24 protein-coding genes and 1 riboswitch are annotated in these 26,542 nt (G+C 37.0%); of the genes, 3 read left to right on the top strand and 21 right to left on the bottom strand.

Going from position 1 to position 26,542, the window contains the following annotated elements:
• Nucleotides 1–168: 168 nt before the first annotated feature.
• Together IGL98_RS04595 and IGL98_RS04590 are read right to left on the bottom strand one after the other, a co-directional pair.
• Entirely contained in the window at nucleotides 169–447 is a 279-nt protein-coding gene (locus IGL98_RS04595; protein WP_069645454.1) for a YiaA/YiaB family inner membrane protein, read from the bottom strand.
• 119 nt (nucleotides 448–566) lie between these two features.
• Nucleotides 567–2,060: a helix-turn-helix domain-containing protein gene (locus IGL98_RS04590; protein ID WP_206844956.1), complete on the bottom strand. Its 1,494-nt coding sequence runs from the start codon at nucleotides 2,058–2,060 to the stop codon at nucleotides 567–569.
• Nucleotides 2,061–2,300: 240 nt separating this feature from the next.
• Between IGL98_RS04590 and IGL98_RS04585 the strand changes: the two genes are divergently transcribed.
• Complete coding sequence (locus IGL98_RS04585) at nucleotides 2,301–3,314, top strand: immunoglobulin-like domain-containing protein (RefSeq protein ID WP_206844935.1); 1,014 nt, start codon at nucleotides 2,301–2,303, stop codon at nucleotides 3,312–3,314.
• Between the two features lie 23 nt (nucleotides 3,315–3,337).
• Here the strand turns inward: IGL98_RS04585 and IGL98_RS04580 are convergent, their stop codons facing one another.
• From IGL98_RS04580 to IGL98_RS04565, 4 genes are all read right to left on the bottom strand, one after another.
• Nucleotides 3,338–4,324 (bottom strand): LacI family DNA-binding transcriptional regulator, encoded by a 987-nt coding sequence (locus IGL98_RS04580; protein ID WP_206911626.1) that lies wholly within the window; start codon nucleotides 4,322–4,324, stop codon nucleotides 3,338–3,340.
• 18 nt (nucleotides 4,325–4,342) lie between these two features.
• Nucleotides 4,343–5,824 (bottom strand): UDP-glucose--hexose-1-phosphate uridylyltransferase, encoded by a 1,482-nt coding sequence (galT, locus tag IGL98_RS04575; protein WP_206844928.1) that lies wholly within the window; start codon nucleotides 5,822–5,824, stop codon nucleotides 4,343–4,345.
• 52 nt (nucleotides 5,825–5,876) lie between these two features.
• A complete protein-coding gene (gene galE, locus IGL98_RS04570) occupies nucleotides 5,877–6,863 on the bottom strand; it encodes a UDP-glucose 4-epimerase GalE (protein ID WP_206844925.1) in 987 nt (328 codons plus the stop codon).
• Between the two features lie 62 nt (nucleotides 6,864–6,925).
• Nucleotides 6,926–8,086: a galactokinase gene (locus tag IGL98_RS04565; RefSeq protein ID WP_206911627.1), complete on the bottom strand. Its 1,161-nt coding sequence runs from the start codon at nucleotides 8,084–8,086 to the stop codon at nucleotides 6,926–6,928.
• A 246-nt stretch (nucleotides 8,087–8,332) separates the two neighbouring features.
• Between IGL98_RS04565 and IGL98_RS04560 the strand changes: the two genes are divergently transcribed.
• Nucleotides 8,333–8,500 carry a DUF3042 family protein gene (locus IGL98_RS04560; protein ID WP_010760505.1) on the top strand — a complete coding sequence of 56 codons (168 nt, stop codon included), beginning with the start codon at nucleotides 8,333–8,335 and terminating at the stop codon, nucleotides 8,498–8,500.
• 256 nt (nucleotides 8,501–8,756) lie between these two features.
• Here the strand turns inward: IGL98_RS04560 and IGL98_RS04555 are convergent, their stop codons facing one another.
• From IGL98_RS04555 to IGL98_RS04520, 8 genes are all read right to left on the bottom strand, one after another.
• Nucleotides 8,757–10,616, bottom strand: coding sequence for an FAD/NAD(P)-binding protein (locus IGL98_RS04555; RefSeq protein WP_206844922.1), 1,860 nt, complete (start codon nucleotides 10,614–10,616; stop codon nucleotides 8,757–8,759).
• A 31-nt stretch (nucleotides 10,617–10,647) separates the two neighbouring features.
• A complete protein-coding gene (locus tag IGL98_RS04550; RefSeq protein ID WP_206844920.1) occupies nucleotides 10,648–11,010 on the bottom strand; it encodes a DUF488 domain-containing protein in 363 nt (120 codons plus the stop codon).
• 134 nt (nucleotides 11,011–11,144) lie between these two features.
• On the bottom strand, nucleotides 11,145–11,543 hold the full coding sequence (locus IGL98_RS04545; protein WP_010760502.1) for a rhodanese-like domain-containing protein: 399 nt from the start codon (nucleotides 11,541–11,543) through the stop codon (nucleotides 11,145–11,147).
• Nucleotides 11,544–11,558: 15 nt separating this feature from the next.
• Nucleotides 11,559–12,530 (bottom strand): ROK family glucokinase, encoded by a 972-nt coding sequence (locus IGL98_RS04540; protein ID WP_206844918.1) that lies wholly within the window; start codon nucleotides 12,528–12,530, stop codon nucleotides 11,559–11,561.
• The gene (locus tag IGL98_RS04535; RefSeq protein ID WP_206844905.1) at nucleotides 12,531–12,749 is read right to left on the bottom strand and encodes a YqgQ family protein; all 219 of its coding nucleotides are present in this window, start codon (nucleotides 12,747–12,749) and stop codon (nucleotides 12,531–12,533) included.
• Between the two features lie 16 nt (nucleotides 12,750–12,765).
• Nucleotides 12,766–13,476 (bottom strand): rhomboid family intramembrane serine protease, encoded by a 711-nt coding sequence (locus IGL98_RS04530; protein ID WP_206844900.1) that lies wholly within the window; start codon nucleotides 13,474–13,476, stop codon nucleotides 12,766–12,768.
• A 9-nt stretch (nucleotides 13,477–13,485) separates the two neighbouring features.
• Nucleotides 13,486–14,031 (bottom strand): 5-formyltetrahydrofolate cyclo-ligase, encoded by a 546-nt coding sequence (locus IGL98_RS04525; protein ID WP_242596409.1) that lies wholly within the window; start codon nucleotides 14,029–14,031, stop codon nucleotides 13,486–13,488.
• Between the two features lie 97 nt (nucleotides 14,032–14,128).
• Complete coding sequence (locus IGL98_RS04520) at nucleotides 14,129–15,061, bottom strand: alpha/beta fold hydrolase (RefSeq protein WP_206844893.1); 933 nt, start codon at nucleotides 15,059–15,061, stop codon at nucleotides 14,129–14,131.
• A gap of 120 nt (nucleotides 15,062–15,181) precedes the next feature.
• Between IGL98_RS04520 and IGL98_RS04515 the strand changes: the two genes are divergently transcribed.
• On the top strand, nucleotides 15,182–15,718 hold the full coding sequence (locus IGL98_RS04515) for a shikimate kinase (protein WP_206844891.1): 537 nt from the start codon (nucleotides 15,182–15,184) through the stop codon (nucleotides 15,716–15,718).
• Between the two features lie 52 nt (nucleotides 15,719–15,770).
• On the opposite strand, the gene IGL98_RS04510 is transcribed toward IGL98_RS04515, so the two are convergent.
• The 7 genes from IGL98_RS04510 to IGL98_RS04480 all read right to left on the bottom strand — a co-directional run bounded on the left by IGL98_RS04510 (nucleotide 15,771) and on the right by IGL98_RS04480 (nucleotide 25,948).
• Nucleotides 15,771–17,504 (bottom strand): Na/Pi symporter, encoded by a 1,734-nt coding sequence (locus tag IGL98_RS04510; protein ID WP_206844888.1) that lies wholly within the window; start codon nucleotides 17,502–17,504, stop codon nucleotides 15,771–15,773.
• Nucleotides 17,505–17,808: 304 nt separating this feature from the next.
• Nucleotides 17,809–18,528 (bottom strand): MIP/aquaporin family protein, encoded by a 720-nt coding sequence (locus tag IGL98_RS04505; protein ID WP_206844885.1) that lies wholly within the window; start codon nucleotides 18,526–18,528, stop codon nucleotides 17,809–17,811.
• Between the two features lies 1 nt (nucleotide 18,529).
• Entirely contained in the window at nucleotides 18,530–20,365 is a 1,836-nt protein-coding gene (gene glpO, locus IGL98_RS04500; protein ID WP_206844881.1) for a type 1 glycerol-3-phosphate oxidase, read from the bottom strand.
• 17 nt (nucleotides 20,366–20,382) lie between these two features.
• On the bottom strand, nucleotides 20,383–21,891 hold the full coding sequence (gene glpK / locus IGL98_RS04495; protein ID WP_206844878.1) for a glycerol kinase GlpK: 1,509 nt from the start codon (nucleotides 21,889–21,891) through the stop codon (nucleotides 20,383–20,385).
• Nucleotides 21,892–22,085: 194 nt separating this feature from the next.
• On the bottom strand, nucleotides 22,086–23,558 hold the full coding sequence (locus tag IGL98_RS04490) for a helix-turn-helix domain-containing protein (protein WP_206844866.1): 1,473 nt from the start codon (nucleotides 23,556–23,558) through the stop codon (nucleotides 22,086–22,088).
• Nucleotides 23,548–24,873: an FAD-dependent oxidoreductase gene (locus IGL98_RS04485; protein ID WP_339099631.1), complete on the bottom strand. Its 1,326-nt coding sequence runs from the start codon at nucleotides 24,871–24,873 to the stop codon at nucleotides 23,548–23,550. The genes IGL98_RS04490 and IGL98_RS04485 overlap by 11 nt, the downstream gene beginning before the upstream one ends.
• Nucleotides 24,874–25,030: 157 nt before the next feature.
• Nucleotides 25,031–25,948 (bottom strand): LCP family protein, encoded by a 918-nt coding sequence (locus IGL98_RS04480; protein WP_206844856.1) that lies wholly within the window; start codon nucleotides 25,946–25,948, stop codon nucleotides 25,031–25,033.
• A 196-nt stretch (nucleotides 25,949–26,144) separates the two neighbouring features.
• Nucleotides 26,145–26,313, bottom strand: a riboswitch (M-box (ykoK) riboswitch).
• Nucleotides 26,314–26,542 lie beyond the last annotated feature (229 nt).

Here is a 26,542-nt window from a genome sequence, read left to right as displayed (position 1 = left end):
AACCTTTCTCACTTAATAGTAAATTGTATCATAAAAATCACTATGTATAAATGTCGTTGGAGACATGGGGCATAACGCAAAAGACAAACTATTTTTAGTATTTGATTTCTCAAAAAATAGTTTGTGTATAATAAAAGCCCTGACTCTCGTCAGGGCTTTTATTATTCATTATATGTGTGTATCTGTTTCTTCTTTTTTAGATGGTCCATCCATCGCACGAAACATTTGATTGTAGCGTTCTTCATCTTCTTGATTGTCTCTGATCACTTTTGAAAGTGTAAACGATGAAGAAATCAATCCAACTGAACCCATCAAATAGTACCCTTTAACCATCAACGGTTCTTTTAGTGTGTACAAACCAATCAACATCAATGCCACGAAAAAGGCAAATGATCCCCAACTTAGAAAGACAAATGCAGGTGTGTTTCTGTAAGCTTTCTTTTTCATAATTCTCTCCTTTAATAAATAATAATACTCTTTCAGTATATCATTACTATTTATTAAATGACACTTATTATTTTAATTTCAAAAAATAATTAGCTTAAAAGACCGAATAACATAACAATTCAGACATTTAAATAAGCAATATCTTTTGGTAAAACCAAGCGTCTTTTATCAATATATTTCCGTAAATCAGTGATATTTTTGAATGACGGAATATCTTCTACTATCATATTGATCTCCTCATCTATCGTTTCAACAGCGTAATTCGAAACATATAGGTCATAATTTAGATCAGCTTTACTCACCATTCGATCATAAAAATGATTCTCTTGAACAGAAAGACTAACTTTATTTCGGAAGTTTTCCTTTAAGACCGAACTAAGTAGTTGAGCATGTTCCTTCCCTAAATCACTTAAAACTAGAACCGACAATTGATGTCGCATTTCATCCGTAAGCCTGCTAAGATCTTGCCAGCGAATCGCCATTTCATGAAGAATACCATCTAAATACATCGATTTCCATGGGAACTTCATTTTAGCTTCCAACACCCCCAAAGCCTTATTGACTACCGCTGTAAATACAATAAAGTTTTGTTTGATTGCCCGGCTAGAATACAAGTAGCGATCATAGACCATAAATTTTTTATAGGGAAACATTTTGTGTTTGGCATAAATATATTCGATCAAGCGAACGATACTTATCTTACTTTGTTCTGAAATAGAAATAGACAGCGCATCTTTGATCGTATTCACCAAATTTTCTGCTTGTTTTATAACATTCACTTTTTCTTGTGCGTTATCCCAACCAAAATCCCACCAAAAAATAGAATAACAGAAGTCCTCATACCAATTATCAGGAAGAAGCACATTTAATGGTTCTGCGATTTCTTCCACTTCTGCTTGATATTTTCTAACATCGATCGTGGTTTTTACAAAACTATTGATTGGGTCTTTTCTATTTTGAATTAAAAAACCTTGTCGTTCTCTAATAATAGTCACTGCGATTGAATAGGCTAAGTGAACGATTTGACTATCATTCAATTCTAAATCAAATTTCTTATTGATCTTGTTCGACAAGCGAAAGACCTTTTCTTTCTCTAAATGAAATGGCCATTCACGAATACCGTAAACTTCAATAAAATAGCAAGTAAAAAAATAACGAATTTGCCGTTCATCTTTACCATGCACAAAATACGGCGAACGACTCATTTGAATATTACGATCTTTTAAAGCTGAACTGATCAAATTAGACAACCGATACAAACTAGAGTTACTTAAAAATAATTTCTTTTCCCAAAAGGCAGCTGGCTGCATAGGTTCAAAAAAAATAGATTCCAATAAAGAAAAGGCATTTGATTCTTGAATGATCTCAATATAAATTTCATGGATCGAGCGGTGCGGTGAAGCAATAAGCCGAATCCCATGTTTTCTGGATGTCTCTATCGTCAGATAATCTGACCACCGATCTTCTATGTACTGACAATCCAACATGATCGTTTTCTTTGAGCATTCAATACTCTCAGCGAGATAATCTGAGGTGACCCAGCTATTTGGCCCATTCAATAAGTTCAACAACAATACCCTTCGATGCATAGATGGTGATAACAATCTCTCCATTTTCTCTCCTCTTTTCACTTTTTTTATATTTTCTTCAAATTTTTCCTTTAGTTAAGATTTTTTTGAAGAAATCCCTATTTAACAGTAATTATAGCATCTTCTAACCCATTTTTGAATTAATCTAAAGCGCAACTCAATTGGTTTATTTAAAAACGGGTCTTATTATAAAAATATAAAAACGCGGATTTAAAATTTATCGATAAATGGAAAATCTCACCACTATTTTTGGAGGGATTCTACATGAAAAAAAACACAATTAAACACACTATTATTGTTGGTTTCATCAGTATTTTAGGTATTGCTTTATTTATTGGCGGATACATTTTTACCGACACAGTTAGTAGAGCAAATAGCTTGGCCAGCGAACCTAAAAAAGCAAAGATTACCTTAATAAAAAATGTTCCGACAGGTAAAGAGTTAGTAAATTTAGCAACTGCTCCTAAGAAAAAACAAAGCAAAGAAAAAATTGTTGCCGTAAATATTGCTAAAGATACGACTGCACCAACAATCAATGTACCTGAAGAAACTGTTGAACAAAATACTAAAGTCAATATCTATGAAGAAGTCACTGCTTCTGACAATAAAGATGGAGACATCACAGCAAAAGTAACTGCCGATGAAGCCTTAGACACATCTGTTGTAGGCACACAAACGATTCATTTTACTGCCACTGATACTAGCGGAAATACTGGTACTGCTGATAGAACATTTCACATTGTTCCAAAGAGTGAACCTGCAGCAACTCCTACAACAGAAACTGCACCCGTAGAACAAACACCTGTGGAACCAGCCCAAGCTGCACCTACAAGTGCACCTGAAGCCCCAGCTGAACCTTCATATGGAGCAATGACTATCACAATGAACGGACAAACGATTCCTTACCAAAATGGTGGACAAGGCAGTGGCCAAAGTATCATCGATTCCAATCCTAGTGGTGTTGCTTCTACATGGGGAGGCGCTGCAGTTCAATCAGGAGATGACGGCCAAAACACTCATTTTATTGGTCATAATCCTGGTGCCTTCTCAACTGTTTTCTCATTAAGTGCAGGTAGCCAAATTGTCGTAACCGATGCAAATGGGACTCCTATTACCTACACAGTACGCACATTACTTCAATTGGATGATTACGGAACTGAGGTAGGGACTGGAACAAACTATTGGGATCTTACAGTCGGCACAGGTGGCGGAGAACGGATTACGTTACAAAGCTGTGTTAATGATGACATCAACTTGTTTGCGATCGCTTATAAATAGTAAAAAAGAGCATCAACGTTGAATTACTTCGTTGATGCTCTTTCTATCAATTCGGTGGCGATCGTTATTTTTCTTGCCACAGGTGCTTGTTCATGAATAATTGAAAGAACTGTTTCAATCGCTAATTCTCCCATCCATTCTGTATGGACTTTTATTGTGGTTAAAGGTGGGCTGACATATTTTGCCACACTTATATCATTAAAACCAATCACTGAAATATCGTCAGGCACCTTAAGACCAACTTCTTGGATTGCTTTTAAAGCACCCACGGCCAAAGCATCACTAGAAGCAAAAAAAGCACTTGGAAAATGGTCTGGATGCTGACTTAAAAAGTCTTTCATCACTTCATAACCACTAGCAACAGTAAATGGTGCTTTCAAGATGAATGCTTCATTAAGCAACTTTTTTTGTGCTAAGATCTCTTTGAAAATAAGCAATCGTTTATCTTCAAGCAGGCGGCTACTTCCTCGAGTATATTCTTCCCCGGCGATGATTCCGATTTCTTGATGGTTATGTTTTATAAGGTAGGTCAAAACGCTAGACATACTTTGCTGAAAATCGATGACTAAGGAGTTATAGCCTAAATCCAACGCATCAAAGTCCACAAATAAAAGATTGGCGTTCACTTCAAATAAAGAATCAGCTTGCTCTTTGGCAAACTTCCCTAAAGCAAGAATGCCGTCTACCGACTCATGATCTAGCTCCTCTAATGAACGTTTGATCAGCTCAAGACCAAGCTCTTCAGCCTTCTTCTCGATTCCTAAACGAATAGAAAGATAATAAATATCTTCTAGCTCCTCTACTTCGTCATACCATTGAACCAACACGATTTTTGCCTTAGCTGTTTTTGTATTTTTTTTGTGTTTCGTGTAATTTAATTCTTCTGCTGCTTCAAATACTTTTTGCTTAGTCTCGATCCCAACTGAAAGATCTGGATCATAATTCAATACTCTTGAAACAGTCGCTGGCGAAACTCCTGCTAATTTTGCGATATCTTTGATCGTCGCCATCTGCTCACCTGCCTTCTTTTATAAACTATCAATAAATCGTTTAAAGGCTGCTTGTCCTTCTGGCGTTCGCTTATACACGCCAGCATCTGCTAAAACATGGGCAAAAATTTGTCCTACTTCTTTTTGAATAATTTCTTTTGCGTTTTTTTCATTAAAAGAATAGGTTTCTTTCATTTGATCCGCCCACTCTTTATGGTAACCTGCAAGCTGATTTTCCTTCTCTAAAACATAATTTTCCACTTCTTGCAGTTCATCATTTAAACGTGGCGGCAATACCGCTAAGCCCATCACTTCGATCAAGCCAATATTTTCCTTTTTGATATGCTGCACTTCTTTATGGGGATGAAAAATTCCATCTGGGTATTCAGCAGAAATATTGTTATCACGCAAAACTAAATCCAATTCAAACAGTTGACCTTTACGGCGAGCGATTGGCGTTATGGTGTGATGAGACGTCCCATCTGCTGAAAAAGCTCGAATTGAAACATTCTCAGCAGAATAATTACGCCATTTTTCTAAAATCAATGAGGCCGCTTCAACTAAATCTTCTGAATTTGGACTCTGCAATCGAATAACAGACATCGGCCATTTGACAATTCCCGCATTCATTAAAGGAAAATCACTCAACTCAAAATATTGTTCAATCTCTGCTTTCTCCATCGGAAAAACATGCCGGCCAGCTTGATAATGATCATGCGTTAAAATCGAACCGCCTACGATTGGTAAGTCCGCATTAGACCCCACAAAATAATGGGGCAACACTTCAATGATTCTAGTCAATCGGCGAAATGTTTCTTTTGAAATAACCATCGGACGGTGTTCTTCAGACAAAATAATCGAGTGCTCATTGTAGTATGCGTAGGGTGAATACTGAAAACCCCAGCTCTCTCCATCTAAGTTCATCCGAATGATTCGGTGATTCGTTCTAGCTGGATAATTAGTCCGGCCTTTGTAGCCTTCGTTTTCCATACATAGGACACATTTAGGATAATCCACTTGAGTTACTTGACGTTCAGCAGCAATTTGTTTGGGATCTTTCTCAGGTCTTGATAAATTGATCGTGATCTCAAGTTGACCGTATTCTGTTTCTACTGGAAAAACAACATTTTTAGCAATAGCTCGAGTTTTGATATAATCATTTTCTTGACTTAATTTAAAGAAGTAATCGGTTGCGCCAGCTGGATTTTTTTCATAATGTTGCGCAAAAAGAGCATTCACCACTGAAGGTGGCGGTGTGAGAAAATCCATTAATTGCGCTTCAAAAATTTCTAAATCCGCTGTTTTCTCTTTGACTGCATCGTTTTCTACAGCTCGAGTCACTAATTCATCCAACAATTCTAAGGATGTCTTAGTCACTACGGTTGGAGAAATGGACTCTAATGATTCTTCACCGATCATTGCAAGTACACGATTTTGTAAATAAAGACGATCCAGTTCCATCCAACCACCAGCTTGAATCGCTAATGTCACAAAATCGGTAATAGTTTGACTAATTGACACAATGTTTCCTCCTAATTTAAAAGCTGAGCAGGCTCGTTCAGTCTCGACAGAATTATTCATACCCTTTTGGATGACTCAGATGCCAATCCCATGCCGTTTTGATAATCTGATTGATATCTGTGACTTGAGGCTGCCAGCCTAAAATCGTTTTAGCTTTTTCACTTGATGCAACTAGTTTACTAGGATCACCTAACCGGCGCGGCAATACTTTAGCTGGAATTTCTCTGCCAGTAACTTCTCTAGCTGCTTCGAGCATTTCTTTGACCGAATAGCCAGTGTTGCTGCCTAGATTGAAAATATTACTTTCATTCCTTTTTTGTAAATAATCTAACGCCGCAATATGAGCCGCAATCAAATCTTCGATATAAACATAGTCACGAATACATGTACCATCCGGTGTATCATAATCGTCGCCATAAATGCCTAAATGTTCTCTTTGACCTAAAGCGGTTTGCAAAATAATTGGGATCAAATGCGTTTCTGGATCGTGATCTTCACCAATAGAAGCATCTGATTTAGCACCAGCAACATTGAAATAACGAAGGGCAACATAACGTATACCATAGGCTTTGTCACACCATTTCATCATTTTTTCCATCATTAATTTACTTTCACCATATGGGTTTTCCGGATTTGTTGGCATCGTTTCTACTATCGGCATTTCTTTAGGTTCCCCGTAAGTAGCAGCTGTAGAAGAAAATACGATGTGTTTAACGCCGAATTCTTCCATTACTTCTAATACTATTTGAGTTCCATGAACGTTGTTATTAAAGTATACTAATGGTTTTTCTACTGACTCACCGACAAGTGAACTTGCAGCAAAATGAATCACACCATCAATCGATTCTTTTTTGAACACATCTTGCATAAAACCTTTATCTCTAATATTCCCTAGATAAAATGTCGCTTTTTCATGAACTGATTGTTTGTGACCCGTTTGAAGATTATCAACAACGACCACCTCATACCCTTTGTTGATTAATTGATCAACAGCATGAGAACCAATGTAGCCCGCTCCGCCTAAAACTAAAATTGACATATCATTGCCTCCTTGTTAAATATATAAGAAATTAAAATCGTTTTTTTAACGTATTCTTTATTCTACAGCTTTCTAGCTCCATCATCAACTTTTGCAATATAAAAACCTGCCGGATAGCCGATTTTTTTTAGATAGGCTTGCCCAACTTGCTTAATAAAATGATCCATCTCTGTTTCTTTGACTAAAGCAATTGCACAGCCGCCAAAACCCGCTCCTGTCATTCGGGCGCCTAACACACCTGGGAATCGCTGAGCTTCCTCTACTAATGTATCTAGTTCAATACCAGTCACTTCGTAATCCTCTTTCAAAGAAGCATGGGACGCATTCAGCAACTGACCAAAACTGGTGAGATCATTTTCAGCGAGAAATTTTTTTGCTTTGATTGTTCGTTGATTTTCAGTTACAGCGTGCTTTGCTCGTTTAATCAAGCGTTCATCAGCAATCACTTTTTTATTTTGATCAAAACATTCTTCTGTTAACTCGCCCAAAGTTTCGATCGGTAGAACGGTTTGCAAACGACTTAAAGCCAGCTCGCATTCTGCCCGACGTTCATTATATTTTGAATCAGCCAGTTCTCTGCGTTTATTTGTATTCATAATCGCGATCGCATACTCGCCAAATTTTGCTGGCACCCATTCAAAATCAAGCGTATTTGTGTCCAATAAAATAGCATGTTCTCGCTTGCCCATTCCAATAGCAAACTGATCCATGATACCTGAATTTACCCCGATAAAATGATTTTCCACACGCTTACCTGTAATCACTAAATCTAACATTTTAATTTTCAAATCAAACTGATCCGTTAAAATGACCCCGGTTAGTAATTCAATCGACGCTGAGGAAGAAAGTCCAGCTCCATTTGGAATCGTGCCATAAAAGAGAATATCCATCCCTCGATCAATTGCATAGCCCTGTTCAATCAAATAATGAATCATGCCTTTAGGATAATTCGTCCAATCATCTTCTTTTTTATACGTTAAATCTGTTAAAGAAAGTTCAATAATTCCTAATTCTGAAAAATTTTCTGAATAAAAACGAATCGTTTGATCTTCGCGTTTTCTAGCAACACCATATGTTCCGATCGTAATAGCTGCTGGGAAAACATGACCGCCATTATAATCTGTGTGTTCACCAATCAAATTGATTCTTCCAGGAGCAAAATAAATTTCTTTTGATTCCATTCCAAATACAGAATGAAATAGTTCTTTTAACTCATTTTCCACAGCAGTCACCTCTTGATTTTATTTTAGTAAATTAATTATAAAACATTTACTAAACTTTTACAACTTTTATATAAAACGGTTACATTTATTTCGTAAAACAATATCCGCTAACTACTTAGAAAAAGATTAAATCTATTTTTTAATCATAACTGAACGAGATTAAGATGCTTTTACTAAAATCTATTGGCTTTTTTTCTTACTTTAGTTCATAATAGAGGTGTCTAAATAACCGAGAGGAGAATGTATATGAAAAAATTTATTTCAGGAATGCTTGTGGGAACAGCCGTAACTTGTGCAGCTGTTGTCGGTTTTGCAGCTACTATCAAAAAAACTGTTCTTGATCCAATCGAAGAAAAAGAAGATATGATCGAGGAAAATCGTAAAAAAGCAATGCGTAAACGCATTTCTCGATAAACAGAAAAGCGGAACACGTTCGCTCAGATCATGAGCGATATAAGAAAAATAATTTTAGCAGGGTGTTCTTCCCTGTGAATTGGTTTTCGTTATCGCCGAATGATCTAACGTGTGCAGTTAGATTACGAAAAGCAGAATGAGCTGTTTAGCTCTGACTAAAAAATAGGAAATCTTGTTCGTGACGTCTTTTGTCACGAACAAAATTTCTCTTTTTTTTTGCAAATTTCAAACTAAAAAAAGAAAACAACACTTATTATTAGTTGTTCTCTTTCAAATCTCTTTTTCCTTCAAATATATTTCTAGCAATCAAATCTGCTTCCCTCAGGTTCCATGGATCTGTTCCAGGTCGTGCCGTGGCCGCTGTCAGCCAATGAATTCCTTCAGTTGGAATACCATAACAAAATAATCCACTGACAACTTCGCCGTTTTTCGACTGTATTTGATTCGTTTCTCGCTCCACAAAAAGTGCCCCCGTCCGATAAATTTCGCCAGAAGCTAACTCCAATTGATGCAGACTCGCTATTTCATCTCTTAAAAGCTGTTGCACTAAGGGATTTAAACTAAACTGATTTGCTGTTTTCGGCAATCTTGCTTCAATTAAAAAATGGGTTTTATACTTTTGAATCGGCTCTTTTCGAGAAGAACCAATAAACCAACCTGCTTCTGTTGCTATCTCCATTTCCGGGCTAAGAAGCGTCACAATCCCAGCTTTGATCAACGCCTTCAACTCAGCAGTTCTTTCTAAAGGAGGTCCGATCGATAAAAAAGCATTCAACGGGGTAAACCAATCCCACAACCATTTTTTATACTCATCGCTGGTAAATAACTTATGATCCATCATAAAACGAACTTCATCTCGCAAGTCTTTCAAACTATCCAAAGCTGCTGCAAAAGGTCCTGAGATCGTACCTTTTTTTGCCTGTTCAAAATCCCAATGTAAATAAGTAAGGATGAACTCCTGAAAAGAATCTACTGCTCCCACGCTTTGATCTGGATGCTGAAGAGCTGACCAGTCCCAAAAATCTTTTTTATGGATACCATATTTTTCCAAAACCGATTCGGCACCTCTTGTTCGGATAAATTCTTCATTGAAACGACTCTGATTTACTTTAGGGTAATTAGCCTCCACCAATGCCGAATAATAGGCAAATTCCACTTCTTTTTTTAAAAGCTCAAAAAATTGCTCAGCAGAAAAGCTTCCTTTTCTTTTAAACTTATTCAAACTCTTTTCTTTTAGAAAACGTGGCTGATATTCTTCTCCATACCCTTTTTGATTAGTCCCTCTAGCATGATAAGGAATGCCCCGACCAGAACCAGCAATGATTTTAGGTTCTTTTCCAGAAGGCTGATAAATCAGTTCTCCATTTTGCTCTTTAAATACACCACCGCGTTCACTCGTCAGCAAGGCAAGATAATCGAAAAAGACCAATCCTAAACCTCTGATCAAAACTGGGGTATTTTCTGTGATTGCTTCAAGATAAGCATCTGCCGCATTTTTAGGTGAGGAATAAAATAAACGATGTTCGCTAGCATAAGCAGCTAGCTCTTTTTCGTTTCCAATTAGTTCATTTTCTTGATGTCCTAAAGCTAAAATAACCGTATCCACTGTTGTTTCTACAGCTTTGGTATATACTAGAAAATTATCCTCTTGCATTTTTACAGCACGAACAGTATCTTTAAAAAACTTTACCGAGGTTTGTTCTGTCATTCGTGTTTGCACATATTCATAAAACCATTTTTGATACAAACCATAAAAAACTCGGGAACAGTGATCATTCGGACCTAGACGTTCGCACTCTTCTAATAGTGTTGCTCTATTTTCAAAATTGTGTTTCTTGATAAAAGCTGTAGCTTCTCCTTGTGCCCACTCATATAGATTTGGTCCTTTTGCTACAGGACCTTTTGTACTTAATGTTTCATCTGTAAATAAAGTGACATGAGAGGCAACAGAATTCATCAACAAAGATAATGGCTGATCTTCACGCCAGACTTTACCTCCTGGACCGAAAGAATCAAACATTGTAATTTGTATCACCTGTTCTTCCCTTGACCATTCAACAATTCGCTCTAATACGGAAAGGCCTCGAGGTCCGCCACCAACAATCGCGATTTTCATTATTTTCCCCCTTTCAATTTATTTTCTCGGATTAATTCGACTTATTTTTATCTAAAACTTCTTTTAATACCACCGCATTATTATGCACTTCATCCTTTGCACTATAAATCAGTGTGATCACAGGATACTCTTTTATGATGTTCAAAAGTTCTTGAAATGCGGCATGTGTTTCACCCGATTTTATTTCAGTTAGGTATTTTTCTTTGAATACAGAAAATTTAACGGGTTCATGATTAAACCATTTTCTAAGTTCATTACTTGGCGCTATTTCTTTCAACCATAAATCTAAGTGTTCTTTTTCCTTTGACATTCCTCTAGGCCATAAACGATCGACTAATATTCGGTAACCATCATCAGATCGTGCTTCTTCGTATGCTCTTTTGATTTGAATCATGTTTGTCACCTCATCTTTATTTTATCCTAATTAATAAAAAAAGAAACGATTTACAATTTAGGTTAACAAGAAAAAGCACAGAGAAGTAAACGTTGTCCAATTTCGAACCGTCGTTTTTCTCTGTGCTTTATTGATTAAGCATTTTTCTTTTTCGTCTTGCCAGTCCAGCCTTCATAGCCACCTTTTAAAATATAAAGATCTTTATAGCCATTTTTACGCAATTGGTTTGCTGTACGAATACTTAATGATTTTTTTTGATCATAAATATAGACAGGTTGATCTTTACGAATTGAATTCAACGTTGTTTTGATCGTTGTATATGGCATGCTGCGCGCACCAAGAATATGACCTGCATCAAATGAGTCTTTTTCACGGACATCAATGATTTGAGCTTTTCTCATGCCTTCTTTAAATTCTTCTTCTGTGATCGTTTTGGCAGAACGTTTTGCCATGATTCTAAGATATAACTCATTGATCCCCATTGCTAATAAGATTGTTAATAAAACACCGTTGATAATCCATAAAACATTCATTCTAAAATCCCTTTCTTACTCTTTCTCCATAAAGTGTAATGCAAGTGAGGCTGCACCGATAACTCCGGCTTCATTACCTAACTCAGCAAGCTTAACTTGCGTACTGTTACGAACTTCTGGGAAAGTAAATTCTTCAAAATAAGTTTGAACACGACTACGTAAAAATTCACCAGCTGCAGAAACCCCGCCGCCAATGACCACACTAGATGGGTTCAAGGTATTTCCTACATTACCGATTGCAAGTCCTAAGAAATAACACACACGATCTACCACCATCAAAGCAAATGGATCCTCTGCTTTGGCATAATCAAAGACATCTTTACTTGAAACATCTTGACCATCATCGATCGCTTGTTTTAACTGAGAATCACCCGCATATTCTTCTGACATATGGCGAGCAACCCGAACGACACCCGTTGCACTAGAAACTGTTTCTAAACAACCGCGTTTACCACAAGTACATTCAAAACCGCCAGGATCAACAGTGAAATGACCAATTTCGCCAGCACAGCCGTTAATACCATGTAATAGATTGCCTTCAGCAATAATACCGCCGCCAACGCCTGTACCAAGTGTAATGAAAACAACATCTGGATTGTTTTCCCCAGCACCTTTCCAACGTTCACCTAAAGCCGCCACATTGGCATCGTTATCTAAAACAAAAGGAATGCCTGTTGCTTCTTCGATTTGTGCTTTTACATTTTGTTTTTTCGTCCAGTTAAGATTGTAAGCTCCAACTACTGTCCCTTTTTTAATATCAACACTACCTGGAGTACCCATACCGATCCCAATAAAATCTTCATGTTTCATCTCATAAAGAGAGATTCGGTGATTGATTGATTCGATGATATCCGGCACGATATGACGGCCTTCATCTAGAATATTGGTTTCAATACTCCATTTTTGCTGAACATCTCCATCCGTTGTTAAAATTGCAAACTTAATCGTTGTTCCGCCTAAATCAATCCCAATCAATTTCTTATCCATTTACTCGGTTCCTTTCTCAGTTGCTCTACTTTCTTCAATTTGATGTTCTCCTTGCAAAACACTTCTCGCATGGAGGTATGTGTCTCTATCAATCAAGTGACCTTCGTAAATATTTTTCAATTCAATCATCATCAACTCGATATCATAAATTCTAGCACCTACATAAATGTAAATACCGAACTGTTTAAATAACTGCTGCACATCATATAGCGTTTCCATTAAATGCACTTCCTTATTATACAAGTAAACCGAATTTTTTAAAACCCAAGACTAGACAAACACCTAATAAAAATACGAAAATGATACCAGATATGATTCGTTCATGGATATTGAACTCATCAGAACGATCTGGAACAGCTAAAGCAGAGGCTACTAAAAGTCCACCGATCAAGCCACCGATATGTCCCATGATATCCACAGAACTGCTAAATAAATTAAAAATCAAGTTGATTCCGATAAAGGTCGCATAACGCTGAACCATAAATGAGATTGCTGGATTATTTCTAAAATGACGGCCTAGAATAACAAAGGCACCAAATAATCCAAATAATGCTGTACTAGCACCCGCCGAAATACTGTTTGGCGAACCAAACGTAAAACTAATGATATTTCCAGACACGCCACTCAATAGATAAATAAGGAGATAACGCCAGTGACCATAAATACTCTCAACTTGTGAGCCGACATAATATAACGTCACCATATTTACCACAAAATGCAGCCAACCGATATGCAGAAACATTGGTGTGAATAAGCGCCAATATTGGTGTAAATAAAGAATCTCTCCTCGAGACATTGCGCCCCAATTAATCAAAACCTGACTATTCTCCGAGCCACCTGACAGTTCCATCCCTAGAAAAACGATCGTCGTGATCCCAAGTAAAAAATATGTCACTAGCGGCTGTTTTAATAGTCTTTTTATTTTCATTTGCGTTTGATAATCCATGCGTTCCTCCTAGCTGATAAATAATCGCTTTACAGGTAAATCAAAAGACTCCACCTGCCAATTTTCTTGAATCTGCTCACTAAATACCAAACTGCATGTCTCGCCTTGATAATGTTGAAGGAAACGATCGTAAAACCCTCCGCCAAAGCCAATTCGAAACCCCTCATGTGTAAACACGATTCCTGGTACAACCAATAAATCGATTTTTTCAGCAGATACAACAGGTGCCCCCACTGGTTCAGCCACACCAAATGCTGTTTTTTCGAATTTAGTTTCAGTCGTCACAGAGTGAAACGTCAATTTCCGCTCACTGCTAGCTATCGGCATCAACATTTGTTTCCCTTCCAGCCAGCCTTTTTCAAGCAAAATATGCGTATTAAATTCAAAGTCTAACGGTTTAGTGATTGCGACTGTTTTAGCCTGCTTCCAATAAGGATCATTGAATAATGCTTGGCTGATTTCTAGTTCTTTTTGCTCTTTTAATACTGGATGCTCGTGAAGCCATTTTAAGTTTGCCAAACCTAATTTTCTTAATCGCGCTTTTTCCACATGCATCCCTCCACACAATAAATCGCTTTGATTTTTAAGTTCTATACCTTTTTAACCATACATTGTAGTTTATAGAAAAAACGACTAAATAGCAAACAGATTCCTAGTCTTTTATATTAGAATCAAGTCTTTTTTGCAGCCAGTTGCTGATTGCTTTATAGACCTCATTTTTTTCATTTTCCAATAAAATTTCGTGGCGTAATTCCGCAAATAAAACAAGTGAGACATCTTTGATTCCAGCCTCATCCAATTCTTTTGCAACTTTTCTGGGACCTTTACCAAAATCTCCTACTGGATCTTGTTCCCCGCTGATCACTAAAATCGGTAAATCCTGATCGATATTCTGTGCCCATCCCTCACGATTCGCTCCGTCAACTAAACGGAATAACGTATAAAAACCATTATTCGTAAAAGTAAAACCAGTTAGTGGGTCATTTTCATATCGTTTCACATTATCTTGATTTTTACTCAACCAATTAAAACTTCCCGCCTCTGGAAATTGCTTACTAAAAGAACCGAATGCCATTTGATCCAGCCATTTATTTGGTTTTTCTGGAGCCGTTAAATTCAATCCTTTCGTTAAAGACAGAGCTAAAGGCAACATTGAAGCATTTTTACCGGTTCCCATAAAAATAGCTCCGCTTATTTCAGATTTATATAATTGTAAATAATTACGTAGCGCAAACGAGCCCATACTATGCCCCAGCATAAAATGCGGCAGATCTGGATAATTTTCTCCAATCCATTCTTTGATCTGATGAATATCTTCCAACACAAACGTTACAGGCTCTCCTTTTCCAAAGTATCCATGTTTTGGCTGATTAGTTGCAACAGACTCACCATGACCTAAATGATCATGACCGACTACAACAAAGCCCAAATTATTTAGATACTTAGCAAAATCATGGTAACGTTCGATATACTCCGCCATCCCATGAATAATTTGAATCGTTCCGATTGCCTCACGTTCAGGCTCCCAGCAGATAAAATGGCTCGTTGTTTTTTGATCGGCTGACAAAAAAGTATTGTGTTTCATCTTCTTACCTCTTCTCAATTGATACTATTTATTATAAAGTATTCTTAGTAAATGAAATAGTCAAATGTGCATTTTCTTTAATATTATTGTTTCTTTTGTGATTATTGAAAGGAGAAGAAAATGAAAATTCAACTTATTGGAGCTTCTGGTACAGGAAAAAGTACCCTGGGACATTATATCGCTGAAAAAGAACAAATTAAGTGGATCGATACTGACCGTTATATTTGGAAAGACGAGACCTTTTCAGAAAATTATCCAATCGATCAACGACTAAAAATGTACGAAAATGATCGTGAAAAATTCGATCAATTTATTGTATCTGGCTCTGTATTCGCATGGAATCCTACTGGTTTTGATGACCGGGATTTATTGGTTTTTCTCACAATAGATGACAAACAACGATTCCAACGCCTAATAAAAAGAGAAGTGGAGAGAGGTGGGGAATCTTCTTTATGGTTAGACGAACATGGAAATCAAACCAATGACTTTTTAGATTGGTGTAAAACTTATTATACCGCCAAAGTCCCTTCTGATATAGGGACCCTTGCTGAACATAATTATCAAATCACTCATTCTAAATGTCCTATTTTAAAACTAGACAGCAATCAGTCACTAGATGTTTTATATCAATTGATCATGCAGAACCTCAATAAATAATCAATATAAAAAGCCCTTTATGATCATCAAAAATAGATCATAAAGGGTTCTTTTACTCTTGTGGCTGCAATGTAATCACCGGATTCACCGATTGATCTACAGCAATTTCCTCTGTCCCATAACGTTCACCTAAAACATATTTAGCCATATGAATCGTTCGATCGCTCATTCGTTCTATGTTAGACGCAATATCAATAAACAAAACACCATCAGCCACGCGTCCTTTACCGCTATTCATGATCAAAATATATTTTTTCCGAAGCATTTTGACCATTTGATCGATTTGTTTCTCTCGACTTAACATATGAGCTGCCATCTCTTTGTCGTCATTTTCAAATACAATCAAAGAATCTCTGATATTTTTAAGAACTTTTTCAAACAAATTTACCACATCTTCATCATATAAAATCAATGTATCACGATCAGAAACTTTTCCGGCTTTTTTCTCTTTGGCTTTTTGTTTCTTTTCAAGATGAATCGCTTCATTAAGATTTTGAATAATATTTCGACAATGATCTCCAATACGTTCCAGATCCTTCGTTAACTCAAGCATCATTGTTTGTTCATGGCTTTCTGAAATCGTTAATTCAGTTGCTGAAAGCTGCACCAAGTATTCCGTCAGGCGATTATCCGTATCATTAATTGCCGTTTCATACTGACTTGCATTTTCCTTATCGATGCTGTCTTGTTTTTCATAATAAGATTTCGTTGCTTCAAAGGCACCTAAGACATACTCGCCCATTTGCAACAACTCGATTTTTGCCTGATTCAAAGCCAAAGTGGCTGAGTTTTGGATAATCGATTCATTTAAGTTAGATGGTTTAAATTCAATACTTTTATCTTTGCCTGGGATGATTTTCCGTACAAGCAACTCAATTTTATCGATAAACCAAAACTGGATCAGCAAATTTGAGACATTAAACAAACCATGAGCTACAGCAATCTGCATTGCTGGTTTTAAGTTCAGGACATCAGAAATACGTACAACAACAGCTGTAAAAGGTGTCAGTAGTGTTGTAAAAATAATGGCACCAACTAGATTAAAAATCACATGTGAAGCTGCAGTCCTCTTAGCAGCTACACTGACCCCTAATGCCGCAATCACAGCTGTAATCGTCGTTCCTATATTATCCCCAAACAAAATTGGCAATACCGATTCGATTGCCAGACTCCCTTGACTATACAACTGTTGTAAAATTCCGATCGTTGCACTGGAACTTTGTAAAACCATCGTGAGTAAGGTTCCAATTCCCACTCCGAGAACAGGATGATGTGATACATCTACCATCAATTCAGCAAACTGCGGTAGCTTACTCAATGGCGCCATTCCTTCACCCATTAATTTTAGACCATAAAACAAGCAACCGAAACCAAATAAAATTTGCCCAATATTATTGATTCGCTCTCTTTTAAAGAAGAAAAGCAAAATCGACCCGACACCAATGATGGGCAACGAATACGAGCTTAAGTTAAATCCGATTATAAAAGCGGTTACCGTCGTTCCAACATTTGCCCCCATGATCACGCCGATCGCCTGTCGTAGAGACATAAAACCCACACTGACCAAACCGACAGTCAGTACTGTGGTACCAGAACTACTTTGAATGATTGCTGTAACGATCAATCCCGCTAAGACAGATCTCAATGGTGTAGATGTAAAGGTATTCAAAATCTCTCGTAACGAATCCCCTGCTGATTTTTGCAGACCATCCCCCATATACTTCATACCGAATAGAAAAATACCTAATCCTCCGAGAAAAGGAAATAATATTTCCTGATAAGACACACTTGCTCCTCCTTTATTAAAAGGTGAACAGGCTCGTTCAACTCCGACTGAAAAATTGGAAAATCTGAGGGTGGCGCTCTTCGCCACAATCACATTTTATCTTTTTTCCAAGGAGTTAGCCTGTGAAGCTAAACATCATAAATAATAACTCTCTTTCAAGAGTACAGAAAAAAAATCCTCTTGTAAATAAAATATTGGATTTTTTTATGCTAAACTTACTTCAAAATAAATTATCGACTCTTTTTTATGAAAAAAAAGAGTCGAAAGATCTCCGTCTTTCAACTCTTAACCCGTCCATAAAAAATCAAACCATCCTCATATACACACCAGAAGCTACTACCGCACCGATTACAGGTCCAACAATAGGAACCCATGAATAGCTCCAATCAGAATCACCTTTAGTTGAAATCGGCAATAATTGATGTGCTAAACGAGGCCCAAAATCACGTGCTGGATTGATCGCATAACCTGTAGGTCCGCCTAAAGACAAGCCAATCGATAAGATCAATGCCCCCACAACTAATGGATTCAATCCATCTGTAAAGTTATGTTGTGAAAATGAAAGTAAACCTAAAACTAAAACAAATGTTCCAATAACTTCTGTAATCATATTCGCTGGATAATTACGAATCGCAGGACCTGTAGCAAACGTCCCTAAAATCGCGCCCTGATCTTCTGTTACTTGCCAATGAGGCAAATAGGCTAGCCAAACTAAAACCGCTCCTACAATCGCTCCTAGCACTTGCGCTACGATAAACGGTATAACCAAACTCCATTCAAAACTTCCAGTCATCGCCATCGCGATCGTTACCGCTGGATTTAAATGAGCAGGGCCCATATATCCTGCAACATAGACCGCAATGGTAACAGCCATTGCCCAACCAAATGCAATCACGATCCAACCCGATGCCGCAGACTTACTTTTCTTTAAATTAACTCCTGCACATACGCCGTCTCCTAAAAGAATCAAAATCATTGTCCCTAAAAACTCACTGAAAATCTGTGTCATATTTGAAGTATCCATTTTACTTCTTCCCTTCTTTCAATATACTCAAGTCAGATTCTGCGATCAATTGATTTAGCTCGTTTGTATAACGTTCTACTTGGTTTTCAGACCAATTATAATAATGACTCATTTCAGAAATCACACCTTGTTTCACTTCATCTAGTGTATCTCTCATGAAAAGTAAGTGGTTTGTTCTACGTACAAGATAGTCGGCTGGTGTTAGGACCATCTCATTATCTAAAGCATAGTGAAGTGCCAATGTTTCAGCCAAACTTAACCCCATTACCGGTTCAGTTGTAGCGATTTTTTCAAAAAGTTCTGTTACATTTGAACCATATAAATGAGCTAGATATTCTGCCTCTTCTTGGGGCAGCCCTTTTTCCACACCACGTTTTGCAAGAGCATTTAGTCCTTCTTCAACTTCCGCTGCATTGAGATCCCCCCCTGATACAGGATAAGTTTTAGAGTCGATCAATTGAAACTCGCAACTAAATTCTTCTTTCAAAATACGCTGAATCTCTTTCAAGGCACCTTCCGCCATTTTACGATAATCTGTGATTTTACCACCTGATAATGTCAATAAGCCATCATCTGAACGTTCCAACAGACTGCCACGAGAAACAGCAGATGGATTCTCCTTACTTTCAGCCAGTGAATCTTCTAAATGATTCAAGACATTTTCTACATCAAAACGTGTTGCTTTTTGGTTCCGGTATTGATCAACGATATCGATTACTTGATCGAAACTTTCATCGGATACTTTGCCATTATTACCACCATTATAATCAGAACCGCCATTTTCTGAAATCAACGGTCTAAGACCAGCCCAACTTGCTTCGATGTCATCAATCGTCACATTTGCTTTAGGGTAATGACTATTCACGATTTCTAACAGATAATCGACATCTTCTTGTGTAACAGTCGGATGTTCATAATCGCCAGTATAATCCGTATCTGTCGTTCCAAAATACGTTTTTTTCTCTCTTGGAACCACGAATACCATCCGTCCATCATGTTTTCCTGTATCAAAATAAGTAGGTTGCGGTACATATAATTTACTGCTGTCCACAACTAAATGGACCCCTTTTGTCGGACGCATTTGCGGCACTAAATTTTCTTTTGAATCTAACCCTCGAACCTTATCTGACCAAGGCCCAGTCGTGTTGATGACGATTTTAGCTTGGATGTCAAACTGTTCACCCGTCAATAAATCTTCTGCTTTTACACCAATGATTTTACCTTGATCATTTTGAATAAAACCAACCGCTTTGACCTTGCTGACCATCAGACCACCGTCAGATGCGGCACGCTTGATATTTTCAATTACGAGGCGAGCATCATTATTTCTAAAATCTAGATAAACGCCACCCCCTTGTAATCCTTCACTTTTTAATTGTGGTTCTCTTTCCAATACTTCCTCTTTTGTCAATGTATAATTTTCGTATTTTGTACCGATCACATTCGCCAAACGATCATACAAATCCATCGCTATTTTGACCGAAAACATATTAAACGTTGCTTTTGGTTCATCATAAATCGGTAAAAGCATTGGGTCTGGTTTGGGAATGTGAGGCGCAATTGCTTGAACAACGGCGCGCTCTTGAACTGTATCGGCAACCACTTCTACATCAAAATTTTTCAAATAACGAATCCCGCCATGAACTAACTTGGTCGAACGAGAAGACGTGCCTTCTGCAAAATCCTGCATTTCAATCAGACCGGTTTTCATACCAGATGCACTTGCTTGTAAGGCAACACCTGCGCCTGTAATTCCGCCACCAATGATCAATAAATCTAATTCTTCAGCCTTCATCTTTTCAATAGATGCTTGTCTGGTTTTAATTGAAAATGTCATACCACTCACTTCTTCCTTTATTTTGATTTATGTTTGAACATTTGTGTAGCAGCGACCGCTTGTTGCCAGCCTTCATATAAATCGTCTCGTTCTTCAGCAGACATTTTCGCATCAAACATTTGTCCCTCTTCATAGAATTCTTTTAACTCATCCAAATCTTTCCAAAAACCAACTGCTAATCCTGCTAAAAAGGCTGCGCCTAAAGCTGTGGTTTCTAAATTTTGCGCTTTTTGAACAGAAGTATTTAAAATATCTGCTTGGAATTGCATCAATAAATCATTATTCGCGGCTCCTCCATCTACTATTAAGATAGGAATATCAATACCAGTATCTTTTTGCATTGTATCGATAATGTCTCGCACTTGATAAGCAACTGATTGCAATGTAGCTTTTACAAAATCCTCTCTCGTGGTTCCTCTCGTTAAACCAAAAACAGCTCCTCTTGCATCAGAATCCCAATACGGTGCACCAAGTCCTGTAAAAGCTGGCACAACATAGACTTCATTTTTATTATGTGATTCATTGGCTACAGCTTCAGATTCTGCAGCGGTTTGAATCATCTTCAATCCATCACGCAACCATTGAATGGCTGAACCTGCTACAAAAATACTTCCCTCTAATGCATAATAAACTTTACCATTGATTCCATAACCGATTGTTGTTAGTAAATTATTATCAGAAAGCTGCGGTTTTTCACCTGTGTTCATCACAATAAATGAACCTGTTCCATACGTATTTTTAACCATTCCTCGTTCAAAAGCCATTTGTCCAAACAACGCTGCTTGTTGGTCACCCGCCATACCAGAGATCGGAATTTCGCTGCCATAGAAATGATAGTTCTTCGTCAACCCATAAACTTCTGAATTTGATGTTGCTTTCGGCAGCATTACGCGTGGGATATTTAAAATATCTAAAATATCTTGATCCCAGTCTAAATCATGAATATTAAAGAGCATCGTACGACTTGCATTGGAATAATCCGTTACATGGGTTTCTCCACCAGTTAATTTCCAAACTAGCCAAGAATCGATCGTTCCAAATAATAACTCTCCTTTTTCAGCTCGCTCTTGTGCTCCTTCAACATGATCTAAAATCCAACGAATCTTTGTTGCTGAAAAATAAGCATCTACGATCAATCCTGTTTTTTCATGAATCATCTCGCCATGCCCATCTTCTTTTAATCGATCGGCGATTGGTGAAGATTGACGAGATTGCCAAACAATCGCATTATAGATTGGCAATCCTGTTTGCTTGTCCCAAACAACTGTTGTTTCACGTTGGTTGGTGATACCGATCCCAGCAATATCTGAAGGTTTCACACTTGACTCGATCAAAGCACCTGCGATGACAGATTGAACAGAGTTCCAAATTTCATTCGCATTATGCTCTACCCAACCTGCCTTAGGAAAAATTTGTGTAAACTCTTTTTGTGAACTACCGATGTTATTGCCTTTTTTATCAAAAATAATTGCTCTTGAACTGGTTGTTCCTTGGTCGATCGCCATGATGTATTTTTGTTCTGTCATTAGAATTTACTCCCTTTCTTGAAAACGCTTTATATTTGATGGATTTATCATAATCGGAAACTGTTTTATAAAAACGTCAACTTTTTTTTAATTTCAAAAATAAATGAAAGTTTTTCAACAAAGCCTTGTCCTATCAATAAAAAAGACCAAAAAAAAAATAGCAAATCATTTTACCTTTGGCCTTTTTATTCAATTCATCTTTTCGTATGCAGCGCTCGGATTTTCATCCTGATTTGATTGATATCATAAGTTGATCCAAGTTCCGATAATACATAAACCTCTTTTGCAGAACGATAGGTATTCGGCTTCATAACGTTTGTGATCAGCAAATCATACGTTCTTTTTGAATCAAATGGTTCGATCGTTAACCCATTCAAATTTTTTAAGCTCAAGACTAAAACCTGAGTCATTACTTCCTTATACAAATGATCCATCTTTAAATCAATCCCAATCCGAGTCTCACCAACGATTTCAAAATCAATGATCGCCAGCACACTAAGATATTTCACCAATGACCATTCATACAAACTATTGCCTGTCTCATAACTTTTCCCAAAGCATTCTAAACTTTTATCTAAAAGAATCCGAGAAAAATCAGCCAGCTGATGACTGGAAAGAGTCTGTTCTTTTTGCCAAATATTCTCCCGATCAAACAATTCCAGCTCTCCTTTAAAAAAATACAGCCGATTATGAATCTGAGAAAAATAATAAAAGATCTTTTTTTCTAATTCTGGGAAAAATTTTTGCGGACGATAATATAAAATCACATGCTCTAAAACAAACGTGTCTGCAAGTGATGTTGGCGTCCTTCTACCACGAATCAAACTATACTCAGCAAAATCTGATTCCGCTAAAACAGACATACTCGTTAGAAAAATAAAATGTAGCAGACTCTCTTCTTCATCGATTTCAAGTGGATATCGACTAAAAAAACGTAAAACAAAGGAACGTAATGTTTTAAAAAAAGGATCTTGTTCATACACCAGACTTTTACTGTATAATTCTTTAAACATTTTTGGTTGAACCACGATTCTTTTCTTACTGATCGTCAGCCATAAACTGATTTTCAACCTGCTATGTTCCTCAAATGAAAGGGACAGTGCTTTTTCCAAAGCCTCAATGATCCTAGAATTTTGAACCGTTAATGTTTTTTCTTGATGTTTCTCATACGGAGTTAAAAACCAATAAATTTGAAAATAAAAATAACGAATTTGGAGCTCTTCACCTTTTAATTGACCGTTGCCAATTTTAAGATCAAACTCTTTTAATAACAGATTTAGCTCTTTGATTTTCCGAAACAAAGACGACTCACTGATCATAAATTTAGTGGTCAGCTGAGCAATGCTAAATTCTCGATACTGAAATAAGTAATCTATCAACTGAAACTTGATTGACCCTCGAACATACTCTTCCAAAACTTTACTGATCGAAAACTGGTCTGACATATGAATTGCCACCCATTGTCCATCATAAAATAACGTACAATCTTTTTCATAAGGCTTCAAGTAATACCCTAATTCCTTTAAATCACTTTCAAAAGAAGCCTTTGAAACGCCTAAATAATCAAGTAACTCTTGGTCTGCGATACGACCACCTGCCAAAATCACCTTCTTTAAAATACCAATCTCTCTCGCTTCTTTTTTATCCAATAATTCTTCAATTTTCATCCGCTTCACTCCACAAACCTTCAAAACCTAGCTGGTTCGTGATATCAATCACGTTTGAATAATAAGGATGATACAAAAAATCTTTTTGGTAAAGCTCTTCAAGTGTTTGACCCATTTGAATCCCAAGCGCTAGTGTATTGATTTTCTCTAGGATATCTGCTTTTGAAACTAATTGTGCACCTAAAATCTTATGACTATCTTTTTCGAAAATAATTTTTCCACAAATTTTTTCACATCCTGAAAATAAGGAACTCTTCTGTTGAACGTGGGAAACCGCAATCGGCTGCCCATGAAATAATCCTTCTGCTTCTGTCAGTCCAGTACTGGCTACATAATAATCGACAAGTTTAGTCCCAATCGTGCGAATCGAGCCGACAAATGGTGTGGTTGCTTCTACAAGATTTTGAGCCACAACTAACCCCGTTCTAACCGCATTATTCACTAATGGGATATAAAATAATTCCTGAGACAAGCTATAAGGCACTTGAATGCAGTCACCAATCGCAAAAACGTCCGCTTGAGATGTTTGCAAATACTCATTCACAAATACGGTCTGATCCGTATGAGTCCGGATATGTTCATCCAAATAACCAAGATCTGGACGGACATTCATCCCAAAAATAGCACTATCACATACTAATTCGGATTTCTTCGTTTCGATCAGTAGGCCTTCATCTGTATCGGTTACTTTTTCAACGGTTTCATCGAAATGAAACACAGCACCTCGAGACACCATTTCAGCTTGCACTGGACGAATCATCTCTTCATCGAAATACTTGAATAACAAATAATCCATACGTTCAAAGAGGTGTACTTCTTTGCCTTTTTTTAACAACGTATCTGCTGCTTCTCCGCCGATTTGACCGCCGCCGATCACTGCTACTTTATCACTATTTTCCAAACGCTCAATAGCTTTTAGAACTCCGGGCAAAAATTTATATTTTAAAACCTTTTCCGAATCACTACCAAGAATTTTGTTGGACCATTGACTAGAGCCAGTTGCTAAAATCAATTTATCAAATGACATAAAAAACTCAGTTGCTTGCTTTTCATATTTGATGATATGCTGTGTTGAATCCATACTGACTACTCTTGCATTTAACAACAAAGAGATATCGTTATCTATTAATTGTTCTTCTGAAATAAACTGAGCGGTTTCGATAGGATCGATCGTTTTATTAAAATACAGATTGATTCCGCCAGGCAAATAACCAATCGTTTGTTGCTTCTCGATTAAATGAATTTCAGCTTTGGGATGTTTTTTTCTGATAGCCAAAGCAGCTGATACTCCAGCAAAAGAAGCGCCAATAATCACAACTTTCAAAATAAACCCTTCCTTCTAAATAAAAAAAACGCTTTCTTAAAGAATAGCATATGCTTGCTCCTAACGCATAGAAATACGCTAGTTTGTTTTCATTTTTCACTAAAAAATCCGTTTACTCTCATATAAGAGAGTAAACGGATAAATGACGTTATTCCTTATCTTTCATAAAATTCTGAATCGCTTCAGCATTCTTTTGTTCATCAAGTTCGATCACACTTCCAGATTCGGTATAATCATTAAAGTTCCATGTGCCTTCCACTGGAACAGACAGTGATTTTAAAGGCTTCACTTTTCCAGTAAGAAAATCTTTTGCTAAATCGATCAATAAACTCGTAGGCACATTTGTATCGATTTTTCCGACCATTTTTCCTGCAACTTGTGGTAATTCCCAAATTGGAATCAAATCTTTAGACTGCTCTACTAAAGCATCCATCACTTGCTGCTGACGTCTGATCCGTCCAAAATCGCCTTCTTCATCCATTCTAAAGCGGGCATACTGCAATAAACTATTCCCATGCAATGTTTGCTTACCTTTGAGGATATCCACACCGTCTAAATTAATATCTTTTTCAGCATCGATCGTAACTCCTTTTGGATAAAGTTCATCAATAATGTCACTAAATTCTTTAAAATCCATAACAACATAATAATTGATTGGTAAATCAAAATTCGTTTTCAACACATCTTTTGTCATTTGTGCGCCGCCATATGCATATGCTGCATTTATTTTATCTTGGCCGCCATCAGGAAATGTTACGTAGCTATCCCGCATGATCGAAATCAATTTAGGCTGTTTCGTTTTCCCATCATAATGAGCCACCATAAGCGTATCTGAACGCCCTTGATCCTCATCGTCGTCTCTGGAGTCATTTCCAACAACCATGACCGTTAATTCCTTGTCACTTGTTTGTTCATCACCAGTAAAATTTTGGTTTTTATTAGAAAGTTTTGATTCGCTCTTTTCCTTTGCCGTTTGGAATGAAACCGCCGCATAGCAGCCTACACTCACGACTACAAGGAGAATCGATAACAAGGTAATCGTCACTATTTTTACAGATTTTTTCATTGTTTATTCCTTTCTAAACATAAAAGTTAAATGAGTTTGTTTAGCCTTAAAGCAAACCATAGTGTAGCACATGAAACCTGATAGCTCTAATTTTTGCTCGACTAAAAGAAAAATCCCTCACCAAGAATACTCAGCGAAGGGATTAGATTATAGGGGTTTAAATGTATGACACTCGCCATTTATTTACAACTTACCTTACTCTTCTCTTCGTTGAGTTTTAGCACTATATAACGTAAAAAGCATTGCTTTTAGCTACTTTGAAAAACGCCTTAATTCGACGAAATTTGTCCTACCCGTACCTGTCTTTCGACATTTCTGAGCAGCAGCTTGTGTTTATATAGGAGCCTCACCTAACAAGTATTTAATTCATTTTAAACTATAAGCGTATCGAATCACAAAGTCAAATTAAATTTTATCTAAACTGTTCAACCCCAGAACTATCTTACTAAAATAAACCGACTCTTCACTTGTTCTTACAATAAAAGTCCTCTTATAGTAACAAACTATTCCAATAAAAAAATCTTTATATTTTCTTAAAAAATTGCTATTCCACATAAAAAAAAAACTTTAGATAGACATTCCTTCTTTTATCTG

The sequence above is a fragment of the Enterococcus sp. DIV0840 genome (genome assembly GCF_050527835.1).
In the GTDB taxonomy this organism is placed as follows: domain Bacteria; phylum Bacillota; class Bacilli; order Lactobacillales; family Enterococcaceae; genus Enterococcus_L; species Enterococcus_L ureasiticus.
Note: the sequence above shows the minus strand (reverse complement) of the source record. Positions and strands in the feature narration are given on the sequence as shown.